General features: G+C 50.7%; 22 protein-coding genes and 1 pseudogene. 12 read left to right on the top strand and 11 right to left on the bottom strand.

The genetic code is table 11. The features are described from left to right. Positions 1-2 precede the first annotated feature (2 nt). From VCU37_RS07295 to lgt, 4 genes are read left to right on the top strand one after another with little or no spacing between them, the layout of a single operon-like run. Positions 3-866 (top strand): basic amino acid ABC transporter substrate-binding protein, encoded by an 864-nt coding sequence (locus VCU37_RS07295; protein ID WP_336249974.1) that lies wholly within the window; start codon positions 3-5, stop codon positions 864-866. A 20-nt stretch (positions 867-886) separates the two neighbouring features. After that, positions 887-1663 carry an amino acid ABC transporter permease gene (locus VCU37_RS07290; protein ID WP_336249973.1) on the top strand — a complete coding sequence of 259 codons (777 nt, stop codon included), beginning with the start codon at positions 887-889 and terminating at the stop codon, positions 1661-1663. Beyond that, positions 1663-2448 (top strand): amino acid ABC transporter ATP-binding protein, encoded by a 786-nt coding sequence (locus VCU37_RS07285; RefSeq protein ID WP_336249972.1) that lies wholly within the window; start codon positions 1663-1665, stop codon positions 2446-2448. Before VCU37_RS07290 ends, VCU37_RS07285 begins: the two co-directional genes overlap by 1 nt. A 21-nt stretch (positions 2449-2469) precedes the next feature. Continuing rightward, on the top strand, positions 2470-3522 hold the full coding sequence (lgt, locus tag VCU37_RS07280) for a prolipoprotein diacylglyceryl transferase (RefSeq protein ID WP_336249971.1): 1053 nt from the start codon (positions 2470-2472) through the stop codon (positions 3520-3522). Positions 3523-3620: 98 nt separating this feature from the next. Here lgt and VCU37_RS07275 read toward each other — a convergent pair whose 3' ends face one another. Both VCU37_RS07275 and VCU37_RS09350 read right to left on the bottom strand, forming a co-directional pair. Next, positions 3621-4382, bottom strand: coding sequence for a TlpA family protein disulfide reductase (locus VCU37_RS07275; RefSeq protein ID WP_336249970.1), 762 nt, complete (start codon positions 4380-4382; stop codon positions 3621-3623). After that, positions 4375-4899, bottom strand: coding sequence for a disulfide bond formation protein B (locus tag VCU37_RS09350; protein ID WP_418896427.1), 525 nt, complete (start codon positions 4897-4899; stop codon positions 4375-4377). Before VCU37_RS09350 ends, VCU37_RS07275 begins: the two co-directional genes overlap by 8 nt. A 143-nt stretch (positions 4900-5042) precedes the next feature. Here VCU37_RS09350 and hemB point away from each other — a divergent pair, with 143 nt between their 5' ends. After that, positions 5043-6032: a porphobilinogen synthase gene (hemB, locus tag VCU37_RS07270; protein ID WP_336249969.1), complete on the top strand. Its 990-nt coding sequence runs from the start codon at positions 5043-5045 to the stop codon at positions 6030-6032. A 47-nt stretch (positions 6033-6079) separates the two neighbouring features. Here hemB and VCU37_RS07265 read toward each other — a convergent pair whose 3' ends face one another. Beyond that, on the bottom strand, positions 6080-6385 hold the full coding sequence (locus tag VCU37_RS07265; RefSeq protein ID WP_336249968.1) for a S26 family signal peptidase: 306 nt from the start codon (positions 6383-6385) through the stop codon (positions 6080-6082). An 82-nt stretch (positions 6386-6467) separates the two neighbouring features. On the opposite strand from VCU37_RS07265, the gene sodN reads away from it, so the two are divergent. Both sodN and VCU37_RS07255 read left to right on the top strand, forming a co-directional pair. Then, a complete protein-coding gene (sodN, locus tag VCU37_RS07260) occupies positions 6468-6878 on the top strand; it encodes a superoxide dismutase, Ni (RefSeq protein WP_336249967.1) in 411 nt (136 codons plus the stop codon). Between the two features lie 30 nt (positions 6879-6908). After that, a complete protein-coding gene (locus tag VCU37_RS07255; RefSeq protein WP_336249966.1) occupies positions 6909-7739 on the top strand; it encodes a MaoC/PaaZ C-terminal domain-containing protein in 831 nt (276 codons plus the stop codon). Positions 7740-7748: 9 nt separating this feature from the next. On the opposite strand, the gene VCU37_RS07250 is transcribed toward VCU37_RS07255, so the two are convergent. From VCU37_RS07250 to VCU37_RS07235, 4 genes are all read right to left on the bottom strand, one after another. After that, positions 7749-8990: a hypothetical protein gene (locus VCU37_RS07250; protein ID WP_336249965.1), complete on the bottom strand. Its 1242-nt coding sequence runs from the start codon at positions 8988-8990 to the stop codon at positions 7749-7751. Between the two features lie 14 nt (positions 8991-9004). Next, the gene (locus VCU37_RS07245) at positions 9005-9781 is read right to left on the bottom strand and encodes a hypothetical protein (RefSeq protein ID WP_336249964.1); all 777 of its coding nucleotides are present in this window, start codon (positions 9779-9781) and stop codon (positions 9005-9007) included. Positions 9782-10482: 701 nt separating this feature from the next. Continuing rightward, positions 10483-11037: a YqgE/AlgH family protein gene (locus VCU37_RS07240; RefSeq protein ID WP_336250070.1), complete on the bottom strand. Its 555-nt coding sequence runs from the start codon at positions 11035-11037 to the stop codon at positions 10483-10485. Positions 11038-11121: 84 nt separating this feature from the next. Next, on the bottom strand, positions 11122-13047 hold the full coding sequence (locus VCU37_RS07235; protein WP_336249963.1) for a cell wall-binding repeat-containing protein: 1926 nt from the start codon (positions 13045-13047) through the stop codon (positions 11122-11124). A 263-nt stretch (positions 13048-13310) separates the two neighbouring features. Between VCU37_RS07235 and polA the strand changes: the two genes are divergently transcribed. The 5 genes and pseudogenes from polA to coaE all read left to right on the top strand — a co-directional run bounded on the left by polA (position 13311) and on the right by coaE (position 19749). Continuing rightward, the gene (polA, locus tag VCU37_RS07230; RefSeq protein ID WP_336249962.1) at positions 13311-16016 is read left to right on the top strand and encodes a DNA polymerase I; all 2706 of its coding nucleotides are present in this window, start codon (positions 13311-13313) and stop codon (positions 16014-16016) included. Next, positions 16016-16435 carry a rhodanese-like domain-containing protein gene (locus VCU37_RS07225; protein WP_336249961.1) on the top strand — a complete coding sequence of 140 codons (420 nt, stop codon included), beginning with the start codon at positions 16016-16018 and terminating at the stop codon, positions 16433-16435. Before polA ends, VCU37_RS07225 begins: the two co-directional genes overlap by 1 nt. 18 nt (positions 16436-16453) lie before the next feature. Continuing rightward, positions 16454-17653 (top strand): trans-sulfuration enzyme family protein, encoded by a 1200-nt coding sequence (locus VCU37_RS07220; RefSeq protein ID WP_336249960.1) that lies wholly within the window; start codon positions 16454-16456, stop codon positions 17651-17653. 220 nt (positions 17654-17873) lie between these two features. Continuing rightward, positions 17874-18932, top strand: a pseudogene (gene rpsA / locus VCU37_RS07215) (30S ribosomal protein S1); the annotation flags it as partial. A 226-nt stretch (positions 18933-19158) separates the two neighbouring features. Beyond that, entirely contained in the window at positions 19159-19749 is a 591-nt protein-coding gene (gene coaE, locus VCU37_RS07210) for a dephospho-CoA kinase (protein WP_336249959.1), read from the top strand. Between the two features lie 20 nt (positions 19750-19769). Here coaE and VCU37_RS07205 read toward each other — a convergent pair whose 3' ends face one another. From VCU37_RS07205 to VCU37_RS07190, 4 genes are all read right to left on the bottom strand, one after another. Then, a complete protein-coding gene (locus VCU37_RS07205; protein WP_336249958.1) occupies positions 19770-20822 on the bottom strand; it encodes a hypothetical protein in 1053 nt (350 codons plus the stop codon). A 68-nt stretch (positions 20823-20890) separates the two neighbouring features. Continuing rightward, positions 20891-22978, bottom strand: a complete 2088-nt coding sequence (locus VCU37_RS07200; protein WP_336249957.1) for a methyl-accepting chemotaxis protein — start codon at positions 22976-22978, stop codon at positions 20891-20893. A gap of 78 nt (positions 22979-23056) precedes the next feature. Beyond that, complete coding sequence (locus VCU37_RS07195; protein WP_336249956.1) at positions 23057-25663, bottom strand: GAF domain-containing protein; 2607 nt, start codon at positions 25661-25663, stop codon at positions 23057-23059. 42 nt (positions 25664-25705) lie between these two features. Next, complete coding sequence (locus tag VCU37_RS07190) at positions 25706-26158, bottom strand: chemotaxis protein CheW (protein WP_336249955.1); 453 nt, start codon at positions 26156-26158, stop codon at positions 25706-25708. Between the last annotated feature and the right edge of the window lie 2 nt (positions 26159-26160).

Raw genomic sequence — 26160 nt, 5'->3', positions numbered from 1 at the left:
ACATGATGATAAAGGCAACAACGTACCTGGTGGCATTCACAACACTGGCACTGGTTGCAAGTGCATGCAGTGGAGGTTCCAATGGAGCATCAGAAGGTACTGCAACTCCTTCAGGGTCGAGTTCGGGAGATACCACCGCTTGTTTAGACGGTGCACCCTCACTTGAAGAAATGAAGATTAAAGACGGTCTGTTTGTGGCCAGTTCACTTGACTTTGAACCATTTGAGTTTGTCGAAGATGGTAAACCAAGTGGGTTTGATATTGACTTGGTGAACGCCATTGCTAAAAAGCTCTGTGCACCAGAACCACAGATCACGAATATTGGTTTTGACACGGTTATTCCGCAAGTTCAAAGTGGCCAACAAACCTTGGGTGTAAGTGCCATTACCATTACTGATGAGCGTAAAGAAACGGTTGCCTTCTCTAAACCGTATTTTAATGCCGACCAAAGCCTCTTAGTCGCGAGTGACTCAACATTGAAGGGAGTCAATGATTTGACCGCCGATCTCCGGGTGGGCGTAGCGGCAGGCACGACGGGTGAACTGTGGGCAAAAGAACATGTCACCGATGCTTCTATCCAATCATTCCCAACAACAGGTGCCGCATTTCAAGCATTAACCGCGGGTCAGATCGATGCGGTTATCAATGATAAGACCGTGACCGCTGAACAAGAAGCCTTGGGCAACGGCAAGATTGTCGAAACGATTGATACGGGTGAATCCTACGGTATCGCCGTTCAAAAGGGCAATGACGCCCTCGTCACCGGAATCGATATGGCTATTGACGCGCTTAAAGAGTCGGGGGAGTACGACACGATTTACTCTACGTATTTCAAAGGCGCTGCCTCTGAGTCACCGTCTGAATAACCCCACCGACTAGAGGACCTATGGCCGATCTATCACCGTTACTTGCCCAAGGTGGCAACGAACCAAGCCTTATCAATAGTTTTTTTAACCCGACCGAGTTCGCCAATGTCATTGGTCCGCTCTTGACTGAAGGGATGCGGATTACCCTTATCGTGTCATTCGGCGCGTTCTGTCTGGGCATACTGGGTGGCTTGGTGCTCGGGCTTTTGGGGATAAGCCGCCATTGGTTTTTCCGTTGGCCGGCCCGTTTGTATGTTGACTTATTTCGTGGATTGCCCGCGGTTGTAACGATCAGCCTGGTCGGTCTTGGGGTACCGCTCGCGCTCTCTCCCATCGGGGGTGCCCCGTGGGGACGTAACCAAATGATTGCTGCGATCATTGCGTTGGGATTGGTGTGTATGGCGTATTGTGCGGAGATTTTTCGGGCTGGTATCCAGGCCGTTGATGCTGGCCAGAGTGAGGCTGCGCGGTCACTTGGCATGAGTGCTGGGCAGACGATGCGCCTGATTGTTATTCCCCAAGCGTTCCGCAAGATTATTCCGCCACTCACCAATGAGTTCATCGCAATCACGAAAGATTCAAGTTTGATTTTCGTGCTTGGACTTGCGATTGGTGGACGAGATTTGTACCGAGTGGGGAGCGAGTTCGCCCAACAGTCCGGGAACTACTCAGCGGTGGTCGCTGCCGGGCTGTGCTACCTGCTCATCACCATCCCGATGACCCGTATTGCAAACTGGCTCGAAGTACGAATGAATCCCGATATGACCCCGCTGGAAAAGCATAAAAGGGCAGCTTAATGGACTCTGAATCTCCTCAATCACCTGATCAGCCCTTAACCGTGGCAGACAACGCGGTACCTCGTGTAAACCTAAAAGATCTGCATAAAACCTACGGGCATAACGAAGTCCTAAAGGGCGTTGACTTAGCTGTTCATCCCGGTCAAGTGGTGTGCATTATCGGGCCATCAGGGAGTGGTAAATCAACGCTACTGCGCTGTTGCAACCTGCTTGAACATCCCACCAAGGGCAGTGTAGAGATTGATGGTATTGACTTGACTGATCCATCGGTGGATGTTGATGCCTTGCGCACCCGAGTAGGAATGGTGTTTCAACACTTCAACTTATTTGAGCATATGACGGTGTTGGATAATGTGACTATCGCACCTCGGACGGTTCGAAAAACCGATAGAACAACAGCTGAAGCAAACGCTCAACAGATTTTGGGACGGGTGGGACTGGCTGACCATGCCCATAAATATCCCCGTGCACTATCTGGCGGCCAAAAACAGCGTGTGGCGATAGCTCGCGCCTTGGCGATGGACCCAGAAGTCATGCTCTTTGATGAAGTAACGAGTGCGTTGGACCCCGAGCTGGTCAAAGAAGTACTTGATGTGATCACCGACCTCGCCAAAGAGGGGATGACGATGATCCTGGTCACCCACGAAATGGGATTTGCGCGTGAAGTTGCCGACCGGTTGGTGTTTATGGATGGCGGGGTTGTTGTCGAAGACGGTGACCCTGAGGCACTGATGAATAACCCTTCATCTGACCGTCTTCAAGAATTTCTGTCCAAAGTGCTCTAACAAACAGGCAGACTGGCGGGCATGACTATTGCCCAGTTAGCACAGATTCCGGCCCCACCTATTTCTGAATTCCACTTAGGGCCGCTCACCGTGCATATGTACGGATTGATTATTGCGACCGGTGTCATCATTGCTGCCACATGGATGCGTAAACGGTATGTTGCAGCCGGTGGTGACGGCGAGTTCGCCGACAATATCGCCTTTTGGGGTATCTTGGCCGGCTTCCTCGGTGGCCGCATTGGCTATGTCATCGTGCGTATGACTGCCTTAAATGCCCAGGGTGAGATTGTAAAGGGGTATTACCTTGAACACCCTGAGAAGATTCTCGCCGTCTGGGAAGGTGGTCTGGCCATCTTTGGCGGATTGATTCTCGGTGGCCTCACCGTGTATTACCTCATTAAACGGGCCAATAAAAGTCCTGGATTGTTGTTTGATGCGTTGGCCCCAGCCTTACCGGTTGCGCAAGCCATGGGACGGTGGGGAAACTATTTCAATCAAGAGTTATATGGCGGCCCTACCGATCTACCATGGAAACTCTTTATTGAACCACCCTTCCGTCGCCCTGGGTACGAACAGTTTGAGTATTTCCATCCCACGTTCTTATATGAAAGCCTCGGAAACATCATCATCAGCTTGACCCTGCTTCGCCTCGAAAAAACAGGGAAAGTACCGCGCGGTGGACTGATCTGGTGCTATGGCATCGGCTATGGGATATTGCGGTTTTGCATGGAACTGCTTCGCACCGATACGTCCTTCCGTATCCTCGGGTTGAGTAGAAACGCCTGGGTCGCGATGATCACGGCAGCGGTCAGTATTGCCGTCTTGGTTTGGTTACAACGTCGTCGCAGCGCCCAAGACGAACGTTCTACCTCCGATGTGACTCAGCCAGCACACGATGAGAACAATGTGTCTGATGATCGTGAAGAGCCTGCGCTATCGGATCACGGTGAATCAGTATCACCAGGTGAACCCCATGCGGAAACATCGCCGGCATCTTCGCCTAAAGGAGATGACGTGCACGTGGGTACAACCGATCAAGAAGCTGAACAACCGCCTACGCCACAAGACGGTTAAGGGCGGAATCCAAGAAAACGCCGACAAAACAATGCTGCCTCACCGATTGTGCTCGGTGAGGCAGCATTGTTACGCAGTGCTATCGAAGCACGGTAGGGCTACTTAGCTGCAGCCAAGGTCTTATCGGCAAACTCCTTAAAGATGTCGCCACCAATTGCACCAGCAACACGACCAACGACCTTTCCATCGGCATCAGTGAAGATCCAAGTGGGGAAGCTCGCAATACCGACTGCTTTACCACCGGGGTGCGTATTGTCGGTCAGCGGGGCGTCATAGACCGCTAACCCCGGCCACTGCTCATTTTTAAGCCAGTCAGTTGGCGGCCAGTTTGGACGCCGAGGATTATTCTCGGTCACTAATGCAATGAGTTCAATACCCTCGGGGATTTGCCCATTCTTCACCCAGTCCTTGGCTTCCTTCACTTCTCTTTGGCAATGAGGGCACCAGTGGGCGATGACCGCAATGGCCTGCGGCTTGCCTGAACCCTTGCCAATGATGTGTTCTTGGCCGTCAAAATCCGTACCTTTGATGGTGGGGACGGTTTTTCCTACGGCGTTATCATTTGTAAAGAGCGAATTGGCGTCGTCATTTTCTGAAGGTGGATCGGGCATGGGGAGTTCTTCCCCCTCAACCGAAACCGGTAACATCCCAAGGGTGACATCACTACTCTTGGTCATCAAGTAGTAAGCGCCAGCCAGCACGACGGCAACCGCCGCGATAATCGCAATAACAACCAGTGTTGTTTTCTTCTGCTCGGCTTTCTTCGCTTCTGCCTGTGCTGCTTGAGCTGCAGCTTTTCGTGCGCGTTGCCGCTCACGTTTAGACTGAGCTGACTCAGTCTCCTTCAGGTCTTCACTCATGTGTGGTCTCCATTCGATCAACTGGGGTCCTTGCTGCCCATGCGCAGGCAAGGAAAAATAGGAAGGCTATTGCTGACATCATGGGTAGTGTCAGGAAATTAAGTGCGATAACGTCGATTGCGGAGCATGGATTATTCGGATCGCAAACGATTAATGTGCTTGCCTCAGGGACAGATTGCACATAAATATTGATTAAAGAAAAACACAGGCCAATCACACTTAGTGTCGTAACATTCGTAAAGAGATTGGATGTGTTTTTCTTATACAGAGCTACCGCTGAAAGCGGAACAAGAGGGTAGATAAAAATACGCTGCCACCAACACAATTCGCATGGAAGTAGCTTAAGGACGTTGCTCATGTACAGTGAGCCCACGAGACAACCGAAGCTGACAGCGAATATTAATAGGTTCAGGTGGAACCGCGATAGGGGAATTGTTTTCGTTGCTACTACAACTCCCGCGATAGCGGTAAGGAGTGTCGCAATCCCCGTAAAATCCACAATGATTGTGTCCAACATATGACCACCTTAGCCTGCTCGTCGCCCTCGCTTATTCATTCTGTGCAGATCGGCGGCCCTTTATCTCGCATAAGACGAGAAAACGTCAAGCAAATGCATATTTATTACCAAGGCTGTGATATTTCCCCCTAAGGTTGAGCGGTATGAACGACGCATTACATCTTCCTCAACGCCCCCGTCGTAACCGTGTGAGTGCCGCTATTCGTTCGATGGCGCGAGAGACGATATTGCACCCAGGGGACTTTATTCAACCAGTTTTTGTTCATGATGGAACAACAGATGAACCTGTCGATTCGATGCCTGGACAACAGCGATGGTCTCTGGATGGCCTAGTAACCTTTGCGCGAACCTTGGCGGATGCCGGGGTGAGTGGCATTGATCTTTTTGGGCGTATTCCGTCCCATTTGAAAACGCCCATGGGCGAAGAAGCAACGAATCCAGATGGATTAATTCCCCAGGCCATTGCTGCGGTAAAGGCTGCCGTTCCAGAACTGGCCGTGATGACGGACGTCGCCTTGGACCCTTACACGACTACAGGCCAAGATGGGCTTGTCATTGGTGGGGAAGTGGTGAATGACCCAACGGTTGCGGTGCTGGTTCAACAAGCCCTCACCCATGCCCGAGCAGGAGCTGACCTTATCGGGCCAAGTGACATGATGGATGGGCGTGTAGGGGAGATTCGTTCAGCCCTGGATGCCGAAGGATTTACCAATGTTGGCATCATGAGTTACACCGCAAAGTATGCAAGTGCCTATTACGGCCCATTCCGTGGTGCGCTTGATAGTGCGCCAGCAGGTGGTATGGGCAAAGAGACGTACCAGATGGACCCAGCTAATAGTCGTGAAGCCCTCCGAGAACTGGACCTAGACGTGGCCGAAGGTGCCGACATGGTGATGGTAAAACCAGCCGGACCATGCCTGGACATTATTGCTCGCCTAGCTGACTATTCACCCGTGCCGGTGACGGCGTATCAGGTTAGTGGCGAATACCTGATGATTGAGGCTGCCGCACAGTCTGGGTGGATTGACCGCGACGCGGTAATGATGGAGAGTCTGCTGGGTATCAAACGGGCCGGGGCATCAGCCATTCTCACCTATTACGCCCTCGACGCGGCTCGACGATTGCAAGGGTAATGGCTGTAACAAACGAGAGGTAGTCCAGTCTGGTCGCATGGGATTTGCTAGGCGGAGAAAAGCCAGCGTTCTCGGTCCGGTGGTGCGTAGCGGTAAATGACTCGCCCACAGAGTTGGGAACGCGGAATCCACCCCAGTTCCCGACTGTCGGTTGATCGGCTCCGGTTATCACCAACAAGCCAAAACCCACGGCCACTCATTCGTTCGATGCGTTTAACTGATACACCATGCTCAAATCGTGCAACGACGATATGGCCAACACGATATAGCCACCACGGTAGACATAATACCCGGTCACCGGCCTGAAGGGTCGGTTCCATAGAGCTACCTCGGATTACATAACGGAGTTGCATCGTGTTCGCATTTGCCCAAAAGCGGTGACGAAAAAGTCCTGAGCAAGTAGGGATAGAAGTACTTACGTTAAAGGAGAGTACCGTGTTAAGTCGTCTACTAACTGCGATTGATTCAATCAACACACCAGAAACCGCCGATGCTCATTGTGATTTGTTCTGTGGTGTGTATGACCCTGCTCAGGCCCGTATCGAAGCCGAAGCCGTTCGTAACTGTGCCGTGAAATACCACGAAAGTGACGACGAGGTTTTCCGCACCCGTTGCATCATGATCAAGGAAGAACGTGCCGAATTGGTCAAGCACCACTTGTGGGTGTTGTGGACTGACTACTTCAAGCCGCCACACCTTGAACAGTTCCCCCAGCTGCACGACCTTATTTGGCGAGCCACCAAGAAAGCTGGTGATGCGAAGAAGAGCATGGACCCCAAGGTAGGCGAAGAACTCCTTGAACTGATCGAAGAAGTTTCCAAGATCTTTTGGGAAACTAAGAAGTAAAACGCTTCAATGATTGGCTAAGGTCGGGGCATGTTTGAACCTGACGTGTTGATGGACGCTCAGATTGAGCGTCCATTTGCTTATGATGATCATGCCGTACGGCTCTATCACCTTGGGATAGGCGCAAAAGCTACTGACTTGCACTGGGTATGGGAAGAACGCCTGCGCGTATTGCCTACCTTTGCAGTCGTTCCTGGTTTTGTACCCATCGAGGACTGTGTGCAGCTGCCGGGGTTTGGGATTGATTTGGCGGCGTTGGTACATGAACGCCAGGCCATTTGGGTTCACGGTTCGTTGCCTACCCGAGCCGCCGGGGTGGCTCGCATGAGGGTGCGTGCGATTGAAGATCGTCGTGTGGGGGCATCAGTTACGTTTGCCAATACGCTCACTACAGATGATGGGCGTACCCTTGCGACCACCGAAATGACGACCTTTATTAACGGGGTCGGGGGATGCGGTAACCACGGAGATGTGCAAAAAGCCCGCCCGGCGCGGATGCGTGGCGATGCTGACTTGCGAGTAGAGGTACCCACGAGTCCGGACATGGCGGCGCTCTACCGTTTGAACGGGGATACGAACCCGTTACATATCGATCCCGACCTGGCTCACCGGGCTGGTTTCGAGCGCCCTATTTTGCACGGACTCGCCAGCTTGGGGTTGGTTACCCGAACGGTTGTTGATGGCCTTCTCGACGGCGACCCTGCACCCGTTTCAGGGGTGCAATGCCGGTTTGCTAATCCGGTGTTGCCTGGACAGACTGTGACGGTTGAAGCCCAACACGCTGATGATAACCAAATCTTGATGCGGGCACTGGTTGATGGGCAAACGGTGTTGAAAGAAGCGGTGCTTACCCTGGTGTAGTTCGAAGCGTTAGCTGGGGATAGGGGGTTGGCTGTTGATCCAGTCGATGACGGCGTTGGTGTCGCCGATGACGAAGTCAAAGAGCGGGATTTTTGATCCGTATTCTTTGGTGGGAATTTCGAGGGTGGCGGATGCGATTTCGCTCCAGTCGGTGGGGTCGAGGACGATGCCGATGATTTTGTCGGGGTCGTGTTTACTTTGGCCGACGGCGAAGAATGTATCGTCTTTGAATTGGCCGTAGAAACTGAGGGCGTTTTCGTGTGGTCGATGAAAGTAGCGTGAAAGCTCCAGCTCAGTGGTTACCTCGTCTCCTTCTTTGGGGAAGTTGAATATACGACCATCAAAATTCACAGCAAGAAGATCATTACCGCGCATAAAAGACTGGTTTGGTGAAAGGTAAACCACAAACTTATCAAAGTATGGATAAGATTTTATATCATTTTCGAAAGTGTCAGTAGCTAAATTAATTCTAGACCGAATAAATTTATCATTCTCATTGCTTCTATATACTAAATCTATATAATCCTTTCCACATACATGGAATTTTACCGCATTGAAATTAGATAACTGTATCTTTTTATATTCCTCAAATTGATAGTCGTCCCAATTGTATTTATAGAATTTATTTTCATATATATTATTTTTTGATGGAAGGTATTCGATGAAATAAATATTATCGTTGCAAGTAAAAGTGTATCCTTGTAATAGTGTTGCATTTTCGATAGTTTTATCGGGTGTGATAGCTATATTGGAGTAATAGAAGCCTGAGCCTGGATTGTCTTCCTTTGAACCCATATTTGCGGTGCCATAGAATCTTTGATTGGATAGCATGGTTGAATAAATAGAGTACGGGGCACTAAATTTAGATTTAGAAAGTTTATATTTCTTATTAAAGTATGTATAGTAGGTGTCATTGTCGTATATGATAAAATCTCCAGAATTGTTTAGCGCAGTTGATGCATTTCCAACACCAGATGTTTTAATTTTTATGGTTTTGTTGTTTTTGTCGATGAAGGTTGTGTTCTCGCGGCAGTCTTTGACACTGCAGTAAAGAATGGCAGGTGAGAACCAATCATGGAATCCTGAATCTTTGGTTTGAGGAATAAAACCAATTATTGCATTATCGAAATCTGATTCTATAGTAACATCATTATTATTACTAACTATATTATAGGATACTATTCCTATAGTGAGTAGTGTGAGTGCTCCTATAGTAATGGAAAATGCTTTGATGTTTGATTTGAATTCCATGATTGGATTGATTTCTAGTAGGATGTTGTTCTACGGTTGTGAACAATCTCTTGCGGCATGATCCTTCTATCTGTTTTTACTGCTGGATTGCCTGGATCTCGGTCAAGGTCAAGATAGTTGATAAAAGCAGACCATACCAGTTGGGAACAATTGAAACTGTACCTTCGATTTAAATACGAAGTCCCGTCGACGTGTTTGTTGTCCCAGAATTTGAAGTTGTACGGCCGTTTATTCCGCTGCCAAATATCAGCTCTGGCAAGGGCGTCATTAATAGGTGCGGTCCAACATTGCCGGGGATTCCCCATATTAATATACAGTCGATTCATACCCGCTATATCCCAACTGGGAACCCGAATTGATTGTTGATAGACCCCATCTCTCTGCTTGTTATATGCAGCCTCAACAACCTGGTTATTTCTAACATACAAACCAACATGGCCAATATTTTTCATGTTGGCAATGCCAAATCTAGTGTAGTAAATATCCCCTGGTGATCCTGGGAGAAGGGAGTTATTGCCACCACCGTTCTTTGCACCATCTAGATTGTCAGGTGTGAGACTGCGAACGAACTGCTCATAGGGAATACCTTCTTCTTGACTGAGTTCAACAAATGCTTGTCGGACTTCATCTTCGCCTGATCCAGTTGCACGAGCGTATGCAGTCACGATCGTATCTGGGCTGCTTGAAGAATCGAGATTTTCAATGGCATTGTCTTCAGCAAATGACCAGGTAGGCAACATACTAAGCAAACTCAAAGTAGTGACAATACTGAATTTCTTCCATGTGTTCATATTGCTCTCCTTGATAGTAAAGCTACGTCCAGCTGAACTGCTCGGTTCTACATAAAGAGGCTCACGTGAGTGATGCAAATGATAGGCATGGTAAAAAAAAATGAATCAACTAGGTATTCCTGACCATTTGGCCAATCGAAGTACCAGTTTAACTATGAACAAACCACTATGAGTGAAATAAATACCTGGTCAGACTGGGCTCGTGCGGAACCTTCAAGAGTTCCCTACGGTTCCTGTATTCTGTATTAATTCACACATAGTATTCTTGGAAATACGGGTAGTTAGATGAGGTAGGGTGACGCAACCTTGTTCTAACGTAAATCTCGCATTCATCGTTAAACATATGCATTGGTCAGTCGCAGGAATGTATCCGAAATTACTCGTGCGATGGTTTGTCAACTGAACGTCGCTTGGATAAATGGTTCCAGTTAAAGCTCAGCTTGCCGAAGATGGGCAGGTATTGCTGGGTGCGTTGGTTTAGAGACAAACCGTATTACCAGAAGCGGTGCTCGCCCTCGCTTCACAAAAGCCGTTATCAAAGAGATGTGGTTGCCTTTGCTCGGGTAATAGTCGGACTACTGAGTCGGTAAGAGTGGCTAGCCAGATATTGTGGTTCAACCCAAGGCACTGCACATGAATAGTGCGGAGCATCGGCATGGTTGTGTAGTAATTGGTTCCGGTTCCCGGTTGTTGATATGCGCCTAATTGAATTGGGGCGTTGTAGTCGCTGAACGTAACATGCCGCCTTGGCGAGAAAGCACACGACGCCACAATCCGTCTGGGTCGCCGGTGAACGGGTCATCGGGGAGTGAATCCACCACAATCCATGATCCTTCACTTAATTCGCCCTCAAGCTGCCCAGGTTCCCAACCAGCGTGCCCAAAGAATAACCGTCGTCGTACGTACTCTTCGCTATTGAGTGCATCCAGGTTTGTCGTCACGTTTAAATGCCAGTTCTCACCATCAGGTTTACCGATTAACACGATGGGATATTCAGGGGCAACTGGGCCACCTATAAAGGGAACTGACGGTGCTGCAACTCCTAGCCCCTGGTCAACCTCGTAATCGGCCCACGCTAGGAACGCTTCCTCTTCGTTGGCTGCCGCATGATTTAACACGACACCCATCGCGCCTTCATTGTCATGCTCAATTAAGAACACGACGGTTTCAGCAAAATTGGGGTCCACCAGATGTGGGGAGGCCACCAAAAGCTGGCCCCGTGTTGCTGGGCCTATTGGGAACGGCTGATCAAACATGTCCACTAAGGCACCAACTTAAACGTAACAAAGGGAACCCGCTTATCTCATCACGGGTTCCCTGGTGCCACGTACGATGTGGAATTACAAGCCAAGCTCTTTCGCGGCTGCTTTGCAAGCGCCCTCTTGGGCAACACACACGAGTGCTGGGCCTTCTTTAGTCGCTTTCACGGTTGCGAGATAGGCCTTTGTATCGGCAGGTAAGGAGTCGCCATCGGCAAGGAGTACCGGAGCGTTAAGGTCTGCCGCAATACCGGCCACCTGGAAAGCACCTTTCCACGATTCAGCATTCTTCGCATCGACTACAACCACTCGAGTGGGGTCCTTCACCCGATTAGCGAGTGCAAGAGCGGTCTTGACGCGATCGACACCGGCGATTCGATTCACCGACATGCCAACGCGAGTTTTGAGCGTTGTTTCAACATCGGGGCTCACAGCTTGAGGACCGCCGATGATGATGCCTTGTTTATAGCCGCTATTAAATTGCAACCAGTCCAGATAGTTAGCCGGTAGTGACGCGGTTGGACTGAGTAATGTGGGACGATGTTCACGAGCTGCGGCGGCCCCCAACGCCAAGGCATCAGCCGTCTCTGAACCAGAAACCCCCTCGGTGCCATATGCCCGAGAAATAAACGCTTCAGTCACATCTGGGTGGCTTGGTACTCGGCTATGCGCAATGAGCCCAGCGGTTTCTATACGTGATGGACCGGCAATACGTTGCACATCAAAGCCCGAAGAGATGAGCTGAGCCTGCAACAACGTAGACATCACCTTTTCACCACCGAGCAGGGTTACGCGATGCGGACGCAGACGCTGGAGCTCAGCAAGGGTGCGCTGTTCGAGTTCCTTGCCGTTGGTCAGCATCATGATCTGGTTATCTTGTAAGACACCACCGGCTAAGGCATCAGCGGCTGAATCTTTGCTGGCAAGCACAACACCGGAAATCTGACGTTCGTGTTCAGGACGCAGCGATGAACGTAAACGCGACAAATGGATGCCGAGATCCGTTGGGTCAAACGAACCAGAGGGAATAGGCAACGATACGACGGAGGATTGCGCACTCACCCCAGACTCTTTAATGCCTTGTGCAAGGGGGACACGTTTGCCAATGGTTTGTTGAATCCACGGTTGGAGTACCGAGACGGCAGCGTAATTCGTGGGTGCGTGACCACAATCCTTCCCCTGTAACTTGTCAAGCCAGCTCACATCTGCCGTGTGACTGACAATGCCATACTGCACCTTTGTGCCATCTGGCTTTACCACCACTAGGGGCCCACCAGAGTCACCATAACAAGAGGCTGGGTTGGTTTTGTTTAAATCTTGAGACGGCTCCTCTGCGCAAATCATTGAGTCGGTGTTGTCACACACATCAATGGCATTAAATGGAATCTCAGCCTGACGAATTTCACGCTTAGGGTCTTGCTCATATTTTTTAGTTTCAGGATTCCACTTCACGCTCCCTGAGCCAGCGACAATGCCCTTCCCATTGCGAGGAAGGGAATCGGCAACACCGGCGAGAGTCATCGGTACCACATTCTTGGCTGGGGCTTCGAGACGCAGTAACGCCACATCCCACGTCGCTGGACTCAACCCATTAACGGTGCCAGTCGATCCTAAAGGACCGTCATCATGAACCAATGCATACCGTGGGTGTGAAAGCATCTGTACAACCTTGTGATTCGTTTCCCCACGTTTTGAGTTACCAGGAAGACGAATACGAATCCAGTCCGCTTCGACGATTGATTCAGTGCAGTGTGCGGCGGTCATCACCCAATTGTCAGCAATGAGGGTGCCACCGCAATTATGTTCAAACGGCAGCTCATTATTAAGTGCCTTTCGAACACTCTCTTGCATTTTTTTGATTTCTTCTTTTAGCTCAGGAGACTCTTCCATTCCTTCTTCAATGACAAATCCTTTAGCATATTCATAGTCATTAGCAAATCGATTGGCATCTTGAACACCAAGATCTTTAATCTCCCAAAGAACTGCTTTGTTAACATCAATATCCATTGTTACGAATGGAGACCACTCATCTGCATTTGTAACAGTACCATTTACAACAGAAAAATTACCAGTACTATTTGATGGTATCGATGGGGAAGCGAACGCAATTGTAGGTAAGGCCATAATGGCAAGACCAAGTAGTAAGGATCGCACGTTCCTAACTCCTTTTTTATATAGTGACGGGGGAAATAGGGCGATAATAGCAAGCATCCCTGACGTTCATCGGCCAGATTTCAGTCCTTCCCCTGACGGTTGACTATCCTGGCTCTATGCACACTTCCCGCCACATCATCCTGATCGACTCATATTCATTGATATTTCGGGCATTCTACGCAACCGACCCTGCTCGATTCTCGAGTCCGGATGGTATGCCGACGAATGCAATCTTTGGTTACACACGTATGCTCTTGAACCTTTTTCGGGATAGAAACCCCGATCTGATCGTTGCGGTCTTTGATGAGGGCATTCCCAAGATTCGGCTTGAGCAGATTCCTGAATATAAAGCTAACCGTGATGAAACACCTGATGATTTAAAGGTTCAAATACCTTGGGTTAAAAAAGTTATTGAAGCGTTTGGTATTCCGATTGTTAGTTCACCTGGTTTTGAAGCCGATGATGTTATTGGTACGTATTCAACATTAGCGTCGGCACAAGGTGATCGAGTTGAAGTAATCACTGGAGACAGGGATTTATTTCAGTTAGCAGATGATAACGTTACGATTTGCTATACGCGAAAAGGGCTTTCTGACATGCCAGAAATGACCCCTAAAAAAATTGAAGAAGAGTATGGAGTTTCACCGGCACTTTATCCTCTATTAGCTGCAATTCGTGGAGATGCATCTGATAACATTAAAGGTGTCCCACTCATTGGTCCAAAGATTGCCGCTCAGTACATTAATTCTTTTGGTGATTTAGATGGGATTCGAGCCAATCTCGATACGTTGACTGGTAAACGTGGCGAGAATATGCGCGCGCATATCGACGATATTGAACGCGGGTTAGCGGTCACGACGATTATCCGAGATGTCCCGATCACGCAAACAATTGATGACTTGAAGATGGGTGAAGTAAGCCCTGACGATGTCAATACCGTGTTTGATGCATTGGCATTTCGGACCCTCAAAACGGATGCCACAACGATTTTCGGACTAGATGGCGAACAGACGAACCCAGAGGTGGAAGCACCGCCCATCCTGACGATGGATCCTCAGATCTGCGCCCCTGGTGATATCGCACGATACCTTGAGGCGCTCACCCCGAGCGATAGCGTCAGTTTGTATGGCCGTATCGCAGGTGTACTGCCAGACCTTCGGGTAGATGTCATCGGGATCGCAATCGGCGGGCACAACCCGGTTGCGATTGCAGTCAGTCAACTCAATGACGAGGACCGCATCAGTATCCAACAGGTGTTTTCACATCCTCATCTCATCACTCATAACCATAAAACCGTATGTCACACCTTCCGTGCCATGGGATGGGTGGTGCCAGATTTTCCTTGGGTCGACACTCTCATTTGCGGGCACACCCTTCGTCCAGACGACAAACCAGACGAAAAAACGGTACCGGGGTTAGCTCACCAATGGCTTGACTTGGAATTAGAAAAAGAAGTACCTGGTCAGATTGTTGGAGAGGCCCAACTGAACCTTGATGATGCCATTGAGGAAGATGAGATTCGTTGTGCTGGTGTCTATGCCGCTGTGCTCGCTGGACTAGCGCCACTCATGCGAGCTGATATTGATGCTCAAGCACTCAACAATGTATTGGATGAATTGGAGTATCCACTTATTGCTCCTCTGGTCAGGATGGAACAAACAGGTATCACGGTCGATCGTGATGTGCTCAACGCCTTGAGTGTCAGTCTCAACACGCAGGTGGAAGCAGCAAAAACGACGGCCCATGACATCGTTGGTGAACCGATCAATTTGGATAGTCCGAAAGCACTATCTGAATTACTCTTTGACCGACTTGGCCTTCCGAAAACAAAGAAAACGGCACGCGGCTATTCAACGAATGCCGGTGCCCTTGAAAAGCTCATTGATGCCCACCCCATCATTCCAGCCATTTTGGAGTATCGCGCCGTCGCAAAATTACGCTCGACCTATGTTGACCCTCTCCCACTGGCCATTCAATCGGATGGGCGGATTCACTCAGAGTTTGACCAAACGACGGCTGCGACGGGGCGGTTAGCGAGTCGAAATCCCAACTTGCAGAATATCCCAATCCGCTCCGAGGTTGGTCGCATGATTCGTCGTGCCTTTATCCCAGGGAAAGGGTATGACCACATTCTGGTTGCTGACTATTCACAGCTTGAATTGCGTTTAATTGCCCATCTCTCAGGTGATGAAGGACTCATTTCTGCATTTCGTGCCGGCCACGATATCCACGCGGCAACTGCTGCAACGGTCTTCAGCATTCCCATCGATACGGTCTCCAATGCTCAGCGTTCAAAAATCAAGGGAATGGTCTACGGGCTCGCCTACGGGCTCAGTGCCTGGGGGTTAGCAGGACAACTCAATATTCCCCAAACAGAAGCCAAAGAGCTACAAGATGCATTCTTTGAAGCCTTCCCGAAGGTGAAGGTGTTTCTACGTCAGGGCGTCGACGAGGCACGAGAAACCGGATGGACTGAAACCATGTGTGGGCGGCGGCGCTACCTACCTGACCTGTCCAGCAATAACCGTATGGCAAGAGAAAATGCCGAACGTATGGCGTTAAACGCCCCTATCCAAGGGTCTGCCGCTGACCTTATGAAACTCGCCATGATCAAGGCCTACGCCCTCCTAGATACGGCGCAACTTGATGCGCAGATTCTCTTACAAGTACATGATGAGCTTGTCGTTGAGGTTACTGATGCTCACCTGACACCCATGCGTGAACTATTGGTGGAAGCGATGACTACAGTGATGACCCTTGATGTGCCATTGACTGTCGACACGGCACATGGCCCCAACTGGGCAGACGCGGAGAAACATTGATGACGACCTCTGTAACGTATATTGCGCCTTCTGAAGCCCTTCAAATGATGCATGACGACCCAGATGCATTGATGGTCGACGTCCGTACCTTTGCAGAGTCTGTCTGGGTTGGTGTGCCTGATTTAAGCTCAGTGACCAGCCGCGATATTCCACTCATTCCGTGGGAACTTGTGCCAGGACGATCGAACCCGCAGTTTTTTGACCATATTGAGGCAGAAGCGCCCAACCGAGACCATGCTCTCATCGTATTCAGCCGGTCGGGGAAACGAAGTGGTCAGGCCGCAGCCGCACTGGTTGCTCACGGCTACACGAATGTGTATGACATGGCTGATGGTTTTGATGGAGAACGTAATGGTGACGGTCGCCGCTCCACAATTAATGGGTGGCGGGCGTCAGGATTACCGTGGTTTCAACAATAACCGAATCTGGGAGTAACTATGGCGCATGACATCGGCCGAACAGACCTTGGTGATCATTCTGGTTTTACAACCCGGGCTGTTCGGGCTGGACAACAGCGATCACAATTCCACGAAACAAGCGAATACCTGGCGCTTACAAGTGGATACACCTTTGCCACTGCTGCAGAAAACGCAGGGACCTTCGCCGGTGAGGTGGAACACTACAACTATTCACGGGTGGACAACCCAACCACTACGATGTTATGTGATCGGTTGGCTGCACTGGATGGGGCGGAAGCGGCATGGCCGGTTGCTAGCGGGATGGCCGCCATCTTTTATACGGTGCTTGCCCTAACGCGGTCTGGGTCTCGTATTGTGAGCAGTCGAGAGTTATTCGGATCAACGGTTGGGCTATTCACCTTGATGGAAGAGCGCTTTGGTGTACACGTGGACTATGTGGCTGCCACGGATATGCGCGAGTGGGAACGTGCACTCTCGACACCAGCGGCACTTGTGTTTTGTGAAACCCCCTCAAACCCAGTGATGCGCCTTGTTGACCTTGCTGGTGTGAGTGCCCTTGCCCATCAGGCAGGTGCATTGATGGTAGTGGATAACACCTTCGCAACTCCGGTACTCCAGCAGCCATTACGATTTGGTGCTGACGTCATCACCTATTCGACGACGAAGCTCATGGATGGCCAGGGCCGGACCGTTGGGGGCGCCATATTGGGCACCGAGTCGTTCATCATTGACCAGGTCAAACCATGGACGCGCTGCACTGGTCCAACGATGAGTCCGTTTACGGCGTGGACCGTACTCAAAGGCCTTGAAACACTCCCGTTGCGTGTTCAAGCCCAGTCGAACAGCGCCCGCCAGATTGCTCAAGCCTTGGAGCAACATCCCAACGTAGAGCAAGTGTTGCACCCAGATTTACCGAGCCACCCGCAATACGACCTGGCGCAGCAGCAAATGGAAGGAGGCGGTCAAATGTTGTCCATTGTGGTATCCGGTGGTACACAGGGCGCACACGCCTTCTTGGATCGGCTCAGCCTCATTGATATTTCAAACAATCTTGGTGACACCAAAAGTTTGGCAGTGCACTGTGCCACTACCACACATCACAGCTTGACTCCCGAAGAACGTGAAGTGGCCGGGATACCAGATGGTTTAGTTCGGTTGTCGATTGGCCTCGAAGATGTGCATGACCTTTTGGACGATATAACCCAAGCACTGGCCTAGGAAAATGCAGGTAAACGTGCTAGGAACGGGTACATTAGACGTTCCGCTCTGTACAGGGTGGAACTTGTCCCAGGACAGGCGCCGTCTGTCCGTGATTTGTCAGATTTGACTGGAAATAAATTCAATGACCGAACAGCAGTACACCCTCGCCACCGCCGTTGACGAAGAACGAGCAAGAGGTGAGGCAATTCTTCTCGAAGAATTCGGCACGATGGCTGAATTCGAAGCTGCCCTCGATAGCACCGTAAAGAACTTCGATGATGGCGACATCGTTGAGGGCGTCGTAGTCAAGGTTGACCCCGAAGAAGTGCTGCTTGACATTGGATTCAAGTCTGAGGGTGTTATCCCAAGCCGTGAGCTGTCCATCAAACATGACATTGACCCCAATGAGGTTGTTGCCGTCGGTGACGTCATTGAGGCGCTGGTCCTTCAGAAAGAAGATAAAGAGGGCCGCCTTATCCTCTCCAAGAAGCGTGCCCAGTACGAACGCGCTTGGGGTCAGATTGAAGACATCCACAAGCGTGAATCAACGGTGTCTGGCACAGTCATTGAAGTGGTCAAGGGTGGCCTCATCCTTGACATTGGCTTGCGTGGCTTCCTTCCAGCCAGTCTCGTAGAAATGCGTCGTGTTCGTGATCTACACCCCTATGTCGGGCAAGAGCTTGAATGCAAGGTCATTGAACTGGACAAGAACCGCAACAATGTAGTCCTGAGCCGTCGTAAGTTCCTTGAAGAAACCCAGAGCGAGTTCCGTCGCGAATTCCTGGAAACCCTTCAGAGCGGGGAAATTCGCAAGGGTACGGTTTCCTCTTGCGTCAACTTCGGTGCCTTCGTGGACCTTGGCGGCGTAGACGGTCTTGTGCACGTCTCTGAACTGTCTTGGAAGCATGTTGATCACCCTTCAGAGGTCGTCGAACTTGGCCAGGAAGTTGAGGTCCAGGTGCTTGACGTGGACTTGGACCGTGAACGGGTATCCCTGTCACTCAAGGCCACCCAAGAAGATCCCTGGCAGCAGTTTGCTCGCCAGCACTACGTGGGTGAAGTTGTCGAAGGTGTTGTTACCAAGCTCGTACCGTTCGGTGCCTTTGTTAAGGTTGAGGACGGTATCGAGGGTCTCATTCACATCAGTGAATTGGCTGATGCGCACATCGAGCGCCCAGAACAAGTTGCCAAGGTTGGTGACCAGCGTCACGTGAAGATCATTGATATTGATGACGTGCGTCGTCGCATCTCCTTGAGCTTGAAGCAAGCGGTTAAGGCCGGCTTTGGTGAAGAACCAGAAATTACACCACTACCTGGCCAGGAGAACGCGGCCCCAGCGCCCCGTGAGGAAGAGTTCAAGGCTGAAACCGATAGTTCATCTGCCTTCGGTTCTGCCTTCAGCCAAGCCTTTGCCCGCGCTGGTGGTGACGATGCCGATAACAATGGTGGCCTGACCCCAGAGGAAGTTATCGCTCAGATTCAAGCTCAAGCTGCTGCTGCTAAGCATCAGGAATAACACGTAGATGTACCAGGTTGGGTTAACTGGCGGGATCGCTGCTGGAAAATCCACTGTCGTACAACGGTTGCATCGCGTCCACGGCCTACGGGTCGTGGACGCCGATCATTTAGCCCGTCAAGTGGTTGCGCCCGGCACCGATGGACTCGCCCAAGTCGTTCAAGCCTTTGGCCCTGAGGTTGTGGCTGCTGACGGCACGATGAACCGACAGGTGGTAGGGGAGAAGATCTTTAACAATCCAGAGGCACGATCAATGTTGGAGGGGATCATCCATCCTCGCATCCAAGCTGCTCGGGACAGGATTATTGCCAGCGCAAGTGAGCGGGTGTTGATTCATGACATTCCACTGTTAATCGAAACGCAGATGCAAGACCAGTTTGATGAGATCGTCGTCGTGCACTGTCCAGCGGTGATTCGTGTGCAGCGTCTCATCAATGATCGAGGGATGCGTGCCCAAGAAGCATGGCAACGGATAAACGCTCAGATCAGTGACGATGAACGGTTACAAGCGGCTGACACAGTGATTGATAACACCAAAGGCATTGCTGAACTCAATGCACAAACCGATGCACTAGCCAAACGACTATTGCAGTACTGAACGTGGTGTCTTGGGCAAACCTATGGTGTATTGGTGACGTACGCTTTAACAACGAGATAGAGGTGATCGGCCAAACTTTCCATAATGCCCAAGGTTGCGTTGTCTCGGTCATCTGGATGGAGCGGCAAGAATAGTGTGATGGCCGCAAACGGACAGCCAATGTGATCAGTCACCAAGAGGGCAACAATGCTGCGAACACCTTGTTCATAGATGTCAACCTCATTGAACCATTCATGTTCACTATCAAGATGATCAACAATCATCCGCCCTGTTTTAATAGCCATTTGTGTGGTGACGTCAGGTACTGAGGTGCCAACCCCCACAAGATCCTCAAGCAGTCCTTGTTCATGCTCCAAGCTGAATCGACCATCTTCATCAGGCATCCACAAACGATAATGAAGGGCACCGATCGTGCCGCAGTATTCATACAGTGCCTGGGCAAGAACCTGCGCTGGATTAGTATTGGGCTTGGCTTTGGTCAGAATGTCTGACAGGGCTTGGGAATAAATCGCCATATTGCGCCATCGTCCCAAGGTCTTGCGCGACGCCACGTACTGTTCAAGCAGATTGATTCCCACGGCAAGTTGATCCGTGACTGTGGGATGAAACTTTTTGCGATCTAAGAGTTCAATGGCCCCGATGTGCCGGTCATTGAACCGAATAGCACCCCAAAGTCCGTGCGTCATTCCATCTTTGACCGACTGACGAACCCAGGAGTTATGTGTTTGAAAATGCGCTAGATCAGTGGTGAATGGTGTGTCTGTAGCAATGGCCTTAAGAACGGGATTATGTTCGTCGGCGATAAAGGTTTGATCCATCGCGGCACGCATAGACGCACCGGAGCGTCCTAATGTTTGATAGGGCCGGTACACCTCGCGATATCGATCTTGGAACCAAAGTGATCCACCGGGGATATCCCAGGTATAGGTCAAGACTTCGCCGACCCAATAGGCTGCCGTTTCAATACTTTTGGCAGACATTATCGTGGCACCTAATAATCCCATATAGCGGTAGCCGTCTAACCGGGGATCGGTAATGAGTTCAAAGGTGATTGGTGAGGGTCGTGGTGACATGGGATTCCTCTCTCATCTGATGACGCCGAGGCATCCGAATGGGGTAGTCGGATGCCTCGGCACACACCCTAGACGGTGAAGGCGCTGGAGATGGATTCGAGTTCTGCGGCCATGCGGGCGAGTTCGTCTGCGGCGCTCTTGGTGTCGTTGGCGCCGCTGGTGGTTGAGCTGGCGGCGGCAGAGACGTTGGTGATGGCGGTTGCGATTTGTTCGGCGCCGGTGGAGGCGTCGTCCACGCTGTTGGTGATGCCTGCGGTGACGGCGGCTTGTTCTTCGACGCTAGCGGCGATGGATGCGCTGAGGTCGTTGATTTGGCCGATGATGAGGCTGATTTGTTCGATGGCGGCGACGGCGCCTTGGGTGTCTTCTTGGATGGTGGTGATTTTGGTTTGGATGTCCTCGGTTGCCGTAGCCGTTTCTTTGGCGAGTTCTTTGACTTCGTTGGCGACGACGGCGAAGCCTTTGCCGGCTTCTCCGGCGCGGGCGGCTTCGATGGTGGCGTTGAGGGCGAGGAGGTTGGTTTGGGCAGCGATACCGGAGATGACTTTGATGACTTGACCGATTTCGATGCTGGAGTCACCGAGTTTGCCGACTTTGATGTTGGTGTCGTTGGTGACGCGGACGGCTTCGGTGGTGACTTGGGCGGCTTGGCTGGCATTGGCGGCGATTTCTTTGATCGCGTCGTTCATTTCAGCGGCGCCGCGTGCGACGTCGGCGATGCCGTTGTTGACGCCTTCGGCAGCTTGGGCCGCGTCTTGGGCTTCGGTGGCGGTGTCTTCGGCGGTGGTGCCCATTTGGGTGGAGACGGCTTGGAGTTCTTCCGCGGCGCTGGCCAGGGCGGCGGTGTTGTTGCGTACGTGGCTCATTGAGGTACGTAAGGAGGCCAGGAAATGCCCCAAACTCTCCGCAAAGTTTGCGAGGTCGTCGTCACCATCAATATTGACTTCAACGGTAAGGTCACCTTCTGCTGCAGCATCCACAACCTTCACCAACTCAGCAAACCGCGCAGCCGTCCGTTCAGCCATTTTCTTTTCACGGCGTTCACGGACAGCCTTTTCTCGTTCTTCACGGCGATGATCCAATGCGGTATTCATTGGTTCAGCAATACGGTGAATGGCACTTGATAATAGATTGTTATGATCATCTACCGCAGGTTCGGATAGAAACTCGAGAACACCGAGGGGGCCTTCACTTGTTATCACTGGAATGGCAACAATCGTCCGGAAACCATGCTGAATGGAGACTTCGTCACGAGCTTCCTCTACCCCTTTGAAGGGACGGAAACGGGTTTTACCGTCAACAATTGTTGAATAGAACCATTTATCTTTGGCGGGTACGACGGCGTCTGCATCGAACTGGGCAAACAGATCACGCTTTTCACCCCAAATGATGGAGGAGGTGAGTTGAGTTTGATTTCCTTCAAAGCTCTGGTCATAGCTCCAGAACACCCCATAGGTATACCCCAACCCTTCGCCGATAGTGCGCTGAACATGTGAGATCAAGTCAGCTTCAGACGAAAAGCTATTTTCATACAACTCTTTACGGAGTTGAGTCGCAATGTGATTGGTCTTATTCGTTGCTTCGGCCTGGTCCTTGCGTGACTGGATATCCAAGCATTCATTCACAATCTCCATGAATGACCGCAGGTTTGCAATGTCTTGTTCCGTAACGGTGTATGACTTTGTGGTGTAGAGATCAATCACACCGTCCACAACACCATAGCGTAAGAACGGAACAGCAATGGCCTCAGACAAACCATGTGCAACGGCACTTTGGTCACAGGGGCTTAACTGTGTCTTTGCGATGTCAGAAAGATGTTGAATCTTCCCTGTTTGCCAGGCTGTACCAGACATGCCATTGCCCTTTTCATCACGTCCCGATTTAACGGTATTGACGAATTGGGTATCCACATTATTGGCACCAAAATCATCGAGAAACTCCAGCAACCGGAAGTTTTCATCACAATTCCAGATAATGCCATAATCCCAATCTAGTAATGTTATGAATTCACTTAATACAAGACGAAGGACTTCTTCGTATGATTCACAACGATTAATACCCCGAAGGAGATTGAACTTTTGTTCAATATTGAAATTGTTGAATATTTCATCGGTGGATGTTGAAGAAGGGGAGAGGGAGTCAATTGACATGGTCATGAGAGGTTCCTGGAAAATGGAGAGGTATTGGTCAAGGGCTAGCAGTGAATTGGCGGGGCCGAAACCCCGCCAGTTGAGTTAGACGGTGAAGGCGCTGGAGATGGATTCGAGTTCTGCGGCCATGCGGGCGAGTTCGTCTGCGGCGCTCTTGGTGTCGTTGGCGCCGCTGGTGGTTGAGCTGGCGGCGGCAGAGACGTTGGTGATGGCGGTTGCGATTTGTTCGGCGCCGGTGGAGGCGTCGTCCACGCTGTTGGTGATGCCTGCGGTGACGGCGGCTTGTTCTTCGACGCTAGCGGCGATGGATGCGCTGAGGTCGTTGATTTGGCCGATGATGAGGCTGATTTGTTCGATGGCGGCGACGGCGCCTTGGGTGTCTTCTTGGATGGTGGTGATTTTGGTTTGGATGTCCTCGGTTGCCGTAGCCGTTTCTTTGGCGAGTTCTTTGACTTCGTTGGCGACGACGGCGAAGCCTTTGCCGGCTTCTCCGGCGCGGGCGGCTTCGATGGTGGCGTTGAGGGCGAGGAGGTTGGTTTGGGCAGCGATACCGGAGATGACTTTGATGACTTGACCGATTTCGATGCTGGAGTCACCGAGTTTGCCGACTTTGATGTTGGTGTCGTTGGTGACGCGGACGGCTTCGGTGGTGACTTGGGCGGCTTGGCTGGCATTGGCGGCGATTTCTTTGATCGCGTCGTTCATTTCAGCGGCGCCGCGTGCGACGTCGGCGATGCCGTTGTTGACGCCTTCGGCAGCTTGGGCCGCGTCTTGGGCTTCGGTGGCGGTGTCTTCGGCGGTGGTGCCCATTTGGGTGGAGACGGCTTGGAGTTCTTCCGCGGCGCTGGCCAGGGCGGCGGTGTTGTTGCGTACGTGGCTCATTGAGGTACGTAAGGAGGCCAGGAAATGCCCCAAACTCTCCGCAAAGTGACCGAGGTCGTCGTCACCATCAATATTGACTTCAACGGTAAGGTCACCTTCTGCTGCAGCATCCACAACCTTCACCAACTCAGCAAACCGCGCAGCCGTTTCACTTGCCTTGTCTTTCGTCCGTTGAATCTCGCGGATTGCACTAACTGCCAAACTGATTGGGTTCGCTAACGAATTCAGCGCCTGCATACGAGTTTCGTTGTGATCAACAACGTATGACGAGACATAGAACTCCATAATGGCGATCGGTGCATCGTCAACAAAGATAGGCAAGTACAAGGCTGATCGTGCTCCAAGACGGTAGGCCTCGTTATGGGATGGATCTGAGGAGGTATCAAGGTGGGATCCAGCCACGGTCTTACCGCTCCGAATAGCTTCTCCCGCAAGGTGGGTCGAGGCTTGGTACACGGCACCTGCATCAAGTGAGCCTAGCTTGGGCTGATCAGCACCAAAACTGCCCAGATTTGAGATCGTGTTCTCGACCGGATCGAAACGCCACAATGTGCCATAGCCATAGCCCATGGAGGTAGTAATGATGTCTGTACACGTTTGAAGAATGGTGGTCTCATCATCACGGCTATGCCCTAAGAAGGTTTGCAACGCTGCGGATGTTTGGGCAATTGAGGCTAAGCGCTTATTCTGATTCGCATCATTGATACGATCCAACGCATCAATCATGATGGCATCAATTTTGCCAAATAATGCCTCATATTTAGGGGTCATAACAAAGGCATTCTTCGCGTAGAACTCAATACCGCCTACCACGTGATCTGAAAGAGTTGCACGTATGAATAAACCACTGTTCATTCCTGCAGCATGAGCTGATTGGGCGCGAGTATCACCTACAATGTTGGCAATAACCGGCTCAAAAATAATGTCACTTGAGCTCCATGCCCGCCCTAGCGTTCCGTCCTTTGGCCCAATGGTCGTTGACTCATTTAGCCGGTTAAAGTCAGAACTAATAAAACCAATAGATTCTTGAAGCTCTAGAACATTATGATCAGGATTGGCCAACCATAGTGCTGCATAGTCAAATCCAAAGATCTCATTAACCGTGCGAATACCCTCCATAAGCGCCTGTTCAATGGAACAAATACCTGATAGACGCTGCTGCAATATGGTGATTCGTTCTTCAGTCTCTAAGGTATTGGTGAGTTCCTGAGCTGTAATAAGGCGCGTGATGTTCTGAGAAATCAGCTCACTGATACCCGTCAAGGTCATCATGCGTTCTTCAGACAATTCGAGGACGCGTGTCGCAAAAAAGTCCATCGTTCCGATGACCTGATGGTCATGGAAAAGGGGAATCGCAACGCCACTTTTAACCCCACTTTTTTGAGCTGCAGGTACCCGTACACAGTCGGTGATTTCAGCCAAGTCAGACACAAAAACAGGTTCACTACGTGCCCAGGCTCGACCCACAAGCCCAACACCTTTAGCGAAGGTAGCACTTCGCGTCACTTCAGCGAACTCTGGAGATACCGAACCTGACTCGACGCTAAATTCGAGTGCCGTCTTATCATCATCCAATTTCCAATACGAGGCATAGTCCCACCCGAACTGTTCACGAACCGTGCTCAATGCCATCGAAATAGCTTCTTCAACACTTGCAGATTCCGCTACTTGGCTAAGGACCATGCGAAGGACCTGGGTATTTTCGATTGCTTTTTGTAATCGGATTGCTTCAGGAGAATCGTCTAATTCAGCAGCGGTTGCGGGCTGATCGGTACCAAATCGTGCAGGTTCAGAAGTCGTGGTGCTCATGTGATTCCTTTACAAAAATGAAAATCGTTGTGTATATCGGCGTCAAAGGGCGAGAGTTTCTTCAATATCCAGAACTAGTAACAATTTGTCTGGGAGTTTGTAAACACATTCGGTCAATTTGGCGGTGAGTGGGTCCAACGTTGCCGGTGGAGATTCCATGGCATCTTCTTCAACGTGGACAACATCACCGATCTGGTCAACCTGTAGGCTTACGGCAGCATCTTCTCGATGGACAACGACATTCAAAGGGTGTTCATCTGTCCATTCATCAGGATTTCGCTCTGGAAGGTTGAGGCGTTTTCTGAGGTCGATAGCGGTCACAATCTGACCACGAAGATTGATGAGGCCACTGACTGCTGCAGGTGCAAGCGGCACACGACTGAGTTGTTGATGACGAATAACTTCTTGAACCGACAACACATCGATCCCGAAATACAAGTTATCCACATAGAACGTGCAGAGTTGTCGGGTTTCTGAGGTAGTAAAAACGGCCATAT

It is taken from the genome of Stomatohabitans albus, from assembly GCF_036336025.1.
Classification (GTDB): Bacteria; Actinomycetota; Nitriliruptoria; order Euzebyales; family Euzebyaceae; genus Stomatohabitans; species Stomatohabitans albus.
The sequence above is the reverse complement of the archived record's forward strand: the minus strand, read 5'-3'. Positions and strand labels throughout refer to the sequence as shown.

What these genes read in the sequence shown, in the direction of transcription:
- VCU37_RS07295 (WP_336249974.1), top strand. Translation starts at nt 3, where the DNA reads ATGATGATAAAGGCAACAACGTACCTGGTGGCATTCACAACACTGGCA.
- VCU37_RS07290 (WP_336249973.1), top strand. Translation starts at nt 887, where the DNA reads ATGGCCGATCTATCACCGTTACTTGCCCAAGGTGGCAACGAACCAAGC.
- VCU37_RS07285 (WP_336249972.1), top strand. Translation starts at nt 1,663, where the DNA reads ATGGACTCTGAATCTCCTCAATCACCTGATCAGCCCTTAACCGTGGCA.
- lgt (WP_336249971.1), top strand. Translation starts at nt 2,470, where the DNA reads ATGACTATTGCCCAGTTAGCACAGATTCCGGCCCCACCTATTTCTGAA.
- VCU37_RS07275 (WP_336249970.1), bottom strand. Translation starts at nt 4,382, where the DNA reads ATGAGTGAAGACCTGAAGGAGACTGAGTCAGCTCAGTCTAAACGTGAG.
- VCU37_RS09350 (WP_418896427.1), bottom strand. Translation starts at nt 4,899, where the DNA reads ATGTTGGACACAATCATTGTGGATTTTACGGGGATTGCGACACTCCTT.
- hemB (WP_336249969.1), top strand. Translation starts at nt 5,043, where the DNA reads ATGAACGACGCATTACATCTTCCTCAACGCCCCCGTCGTAACCGTGTG.
- VCU37_RS07265 (WP_336249968.1), bottom strand. Translation starts at nt 6,385, where the DNA reads ATGCAACTCCGTTATGTAATCCGAGGTAGCTCTATGGAACCGACCCTT.
- VCU37_RS07255 (WP_336249966.1), top strand. Translation starts at nt 6,909, where the DNA reads ATGTTTGAACCTGACGTGTTGATGGACGCTCAGATTGAGCGTCCATTT.
- VCU37_RS07250 (WP_336249965.1), bottom strand. Translation starts at nt 8,990, where the DNA reads ATGGAATTCAAATCAAACATCAAAGCATTTTCCATTACTATAGGAGCA.
- VCU37_RS07245 (WP_336249964.1), bottom strand. Translation starts at nt 9,781, where the DNA reads ATGAACACATGGAAGAAATTCAGTATTGTCACTACTTTGAGTTTGCTT.
- VCU37_RS07240 (WP_336250070.1), bottom strand. Translation starts at nt 11,037, where the DNA reads ATGTTTGATCAGCCGTTCCCAATAGGCCCAGCAACACGGGGCCAGCTT.
- VCU37_RS07235 (WP_336249963.1), bottom strand. Translation starts at nt 13,047, where the DNA reads ATGGATATTGATGTTAACAAAGCAGTTCTTTGGGAGATTAAAGATCTT.
- polA (WP_336249962.1), top strand. Translation starts at nt 13,311, where the DNA reads ATGCACACTTCCCGCCACATCATCCTGATCGACTCATATTCATTGATA.
- VCU37_RS07225 (WP_336249961.1), top strand. Translation starts at nt 16,016, where the DNA reads ATGACGACCTCTGTAACGTATATTGCGCCTTCTGAAGCCCTTCAAATG.
- VCU37_RS07220 (WP_336249960.1), top strand. Translation starts at nt 16,454, where the DNA reads ATGGCGCATGACATCGGCCGAACAGACCTTGGTGATCATTCTGGTTTT.
- coaE (WP_336249959.1), top strand. Translation starts at nt 19,159, where the DNA reads ATGTACCAGGTTGGGTTAACTGGCGGGATCGCTGCTGGAAAATCCACT.
- VCU37_RS07205 (WP_336249958.1), bottom strand. Translation starts at nt 20,822, where the DNA reads ATGTCACCACGACCCTCACCAATCACCTTTGAACTCATTACCGATCCC.
- VCU37_RS07200 (WP_336249957.1), bottom strand. Translation starts at nt 22,978, where the DNA reads ATGACCATGTCAATTGACTCCCTCTCCCCTTCTTCAACATCCACCGAT.
- VCU37_RS07195 (WP_336249956.1), bottom strand. Translation starts at nt 25,663, where the DNA reads ATGAGCACCACGACTTCTGAACCTGCACGATTTGGTACCGATCAGCCC.
- VCU37_RS07190 (WP_336249955.1), bottom strand. Translation starts at nt 26,158, where the DNA reads ATGGCCGTTTTTACTACCTCAGAAACCCGACAACTCTGCACGTTCTAT.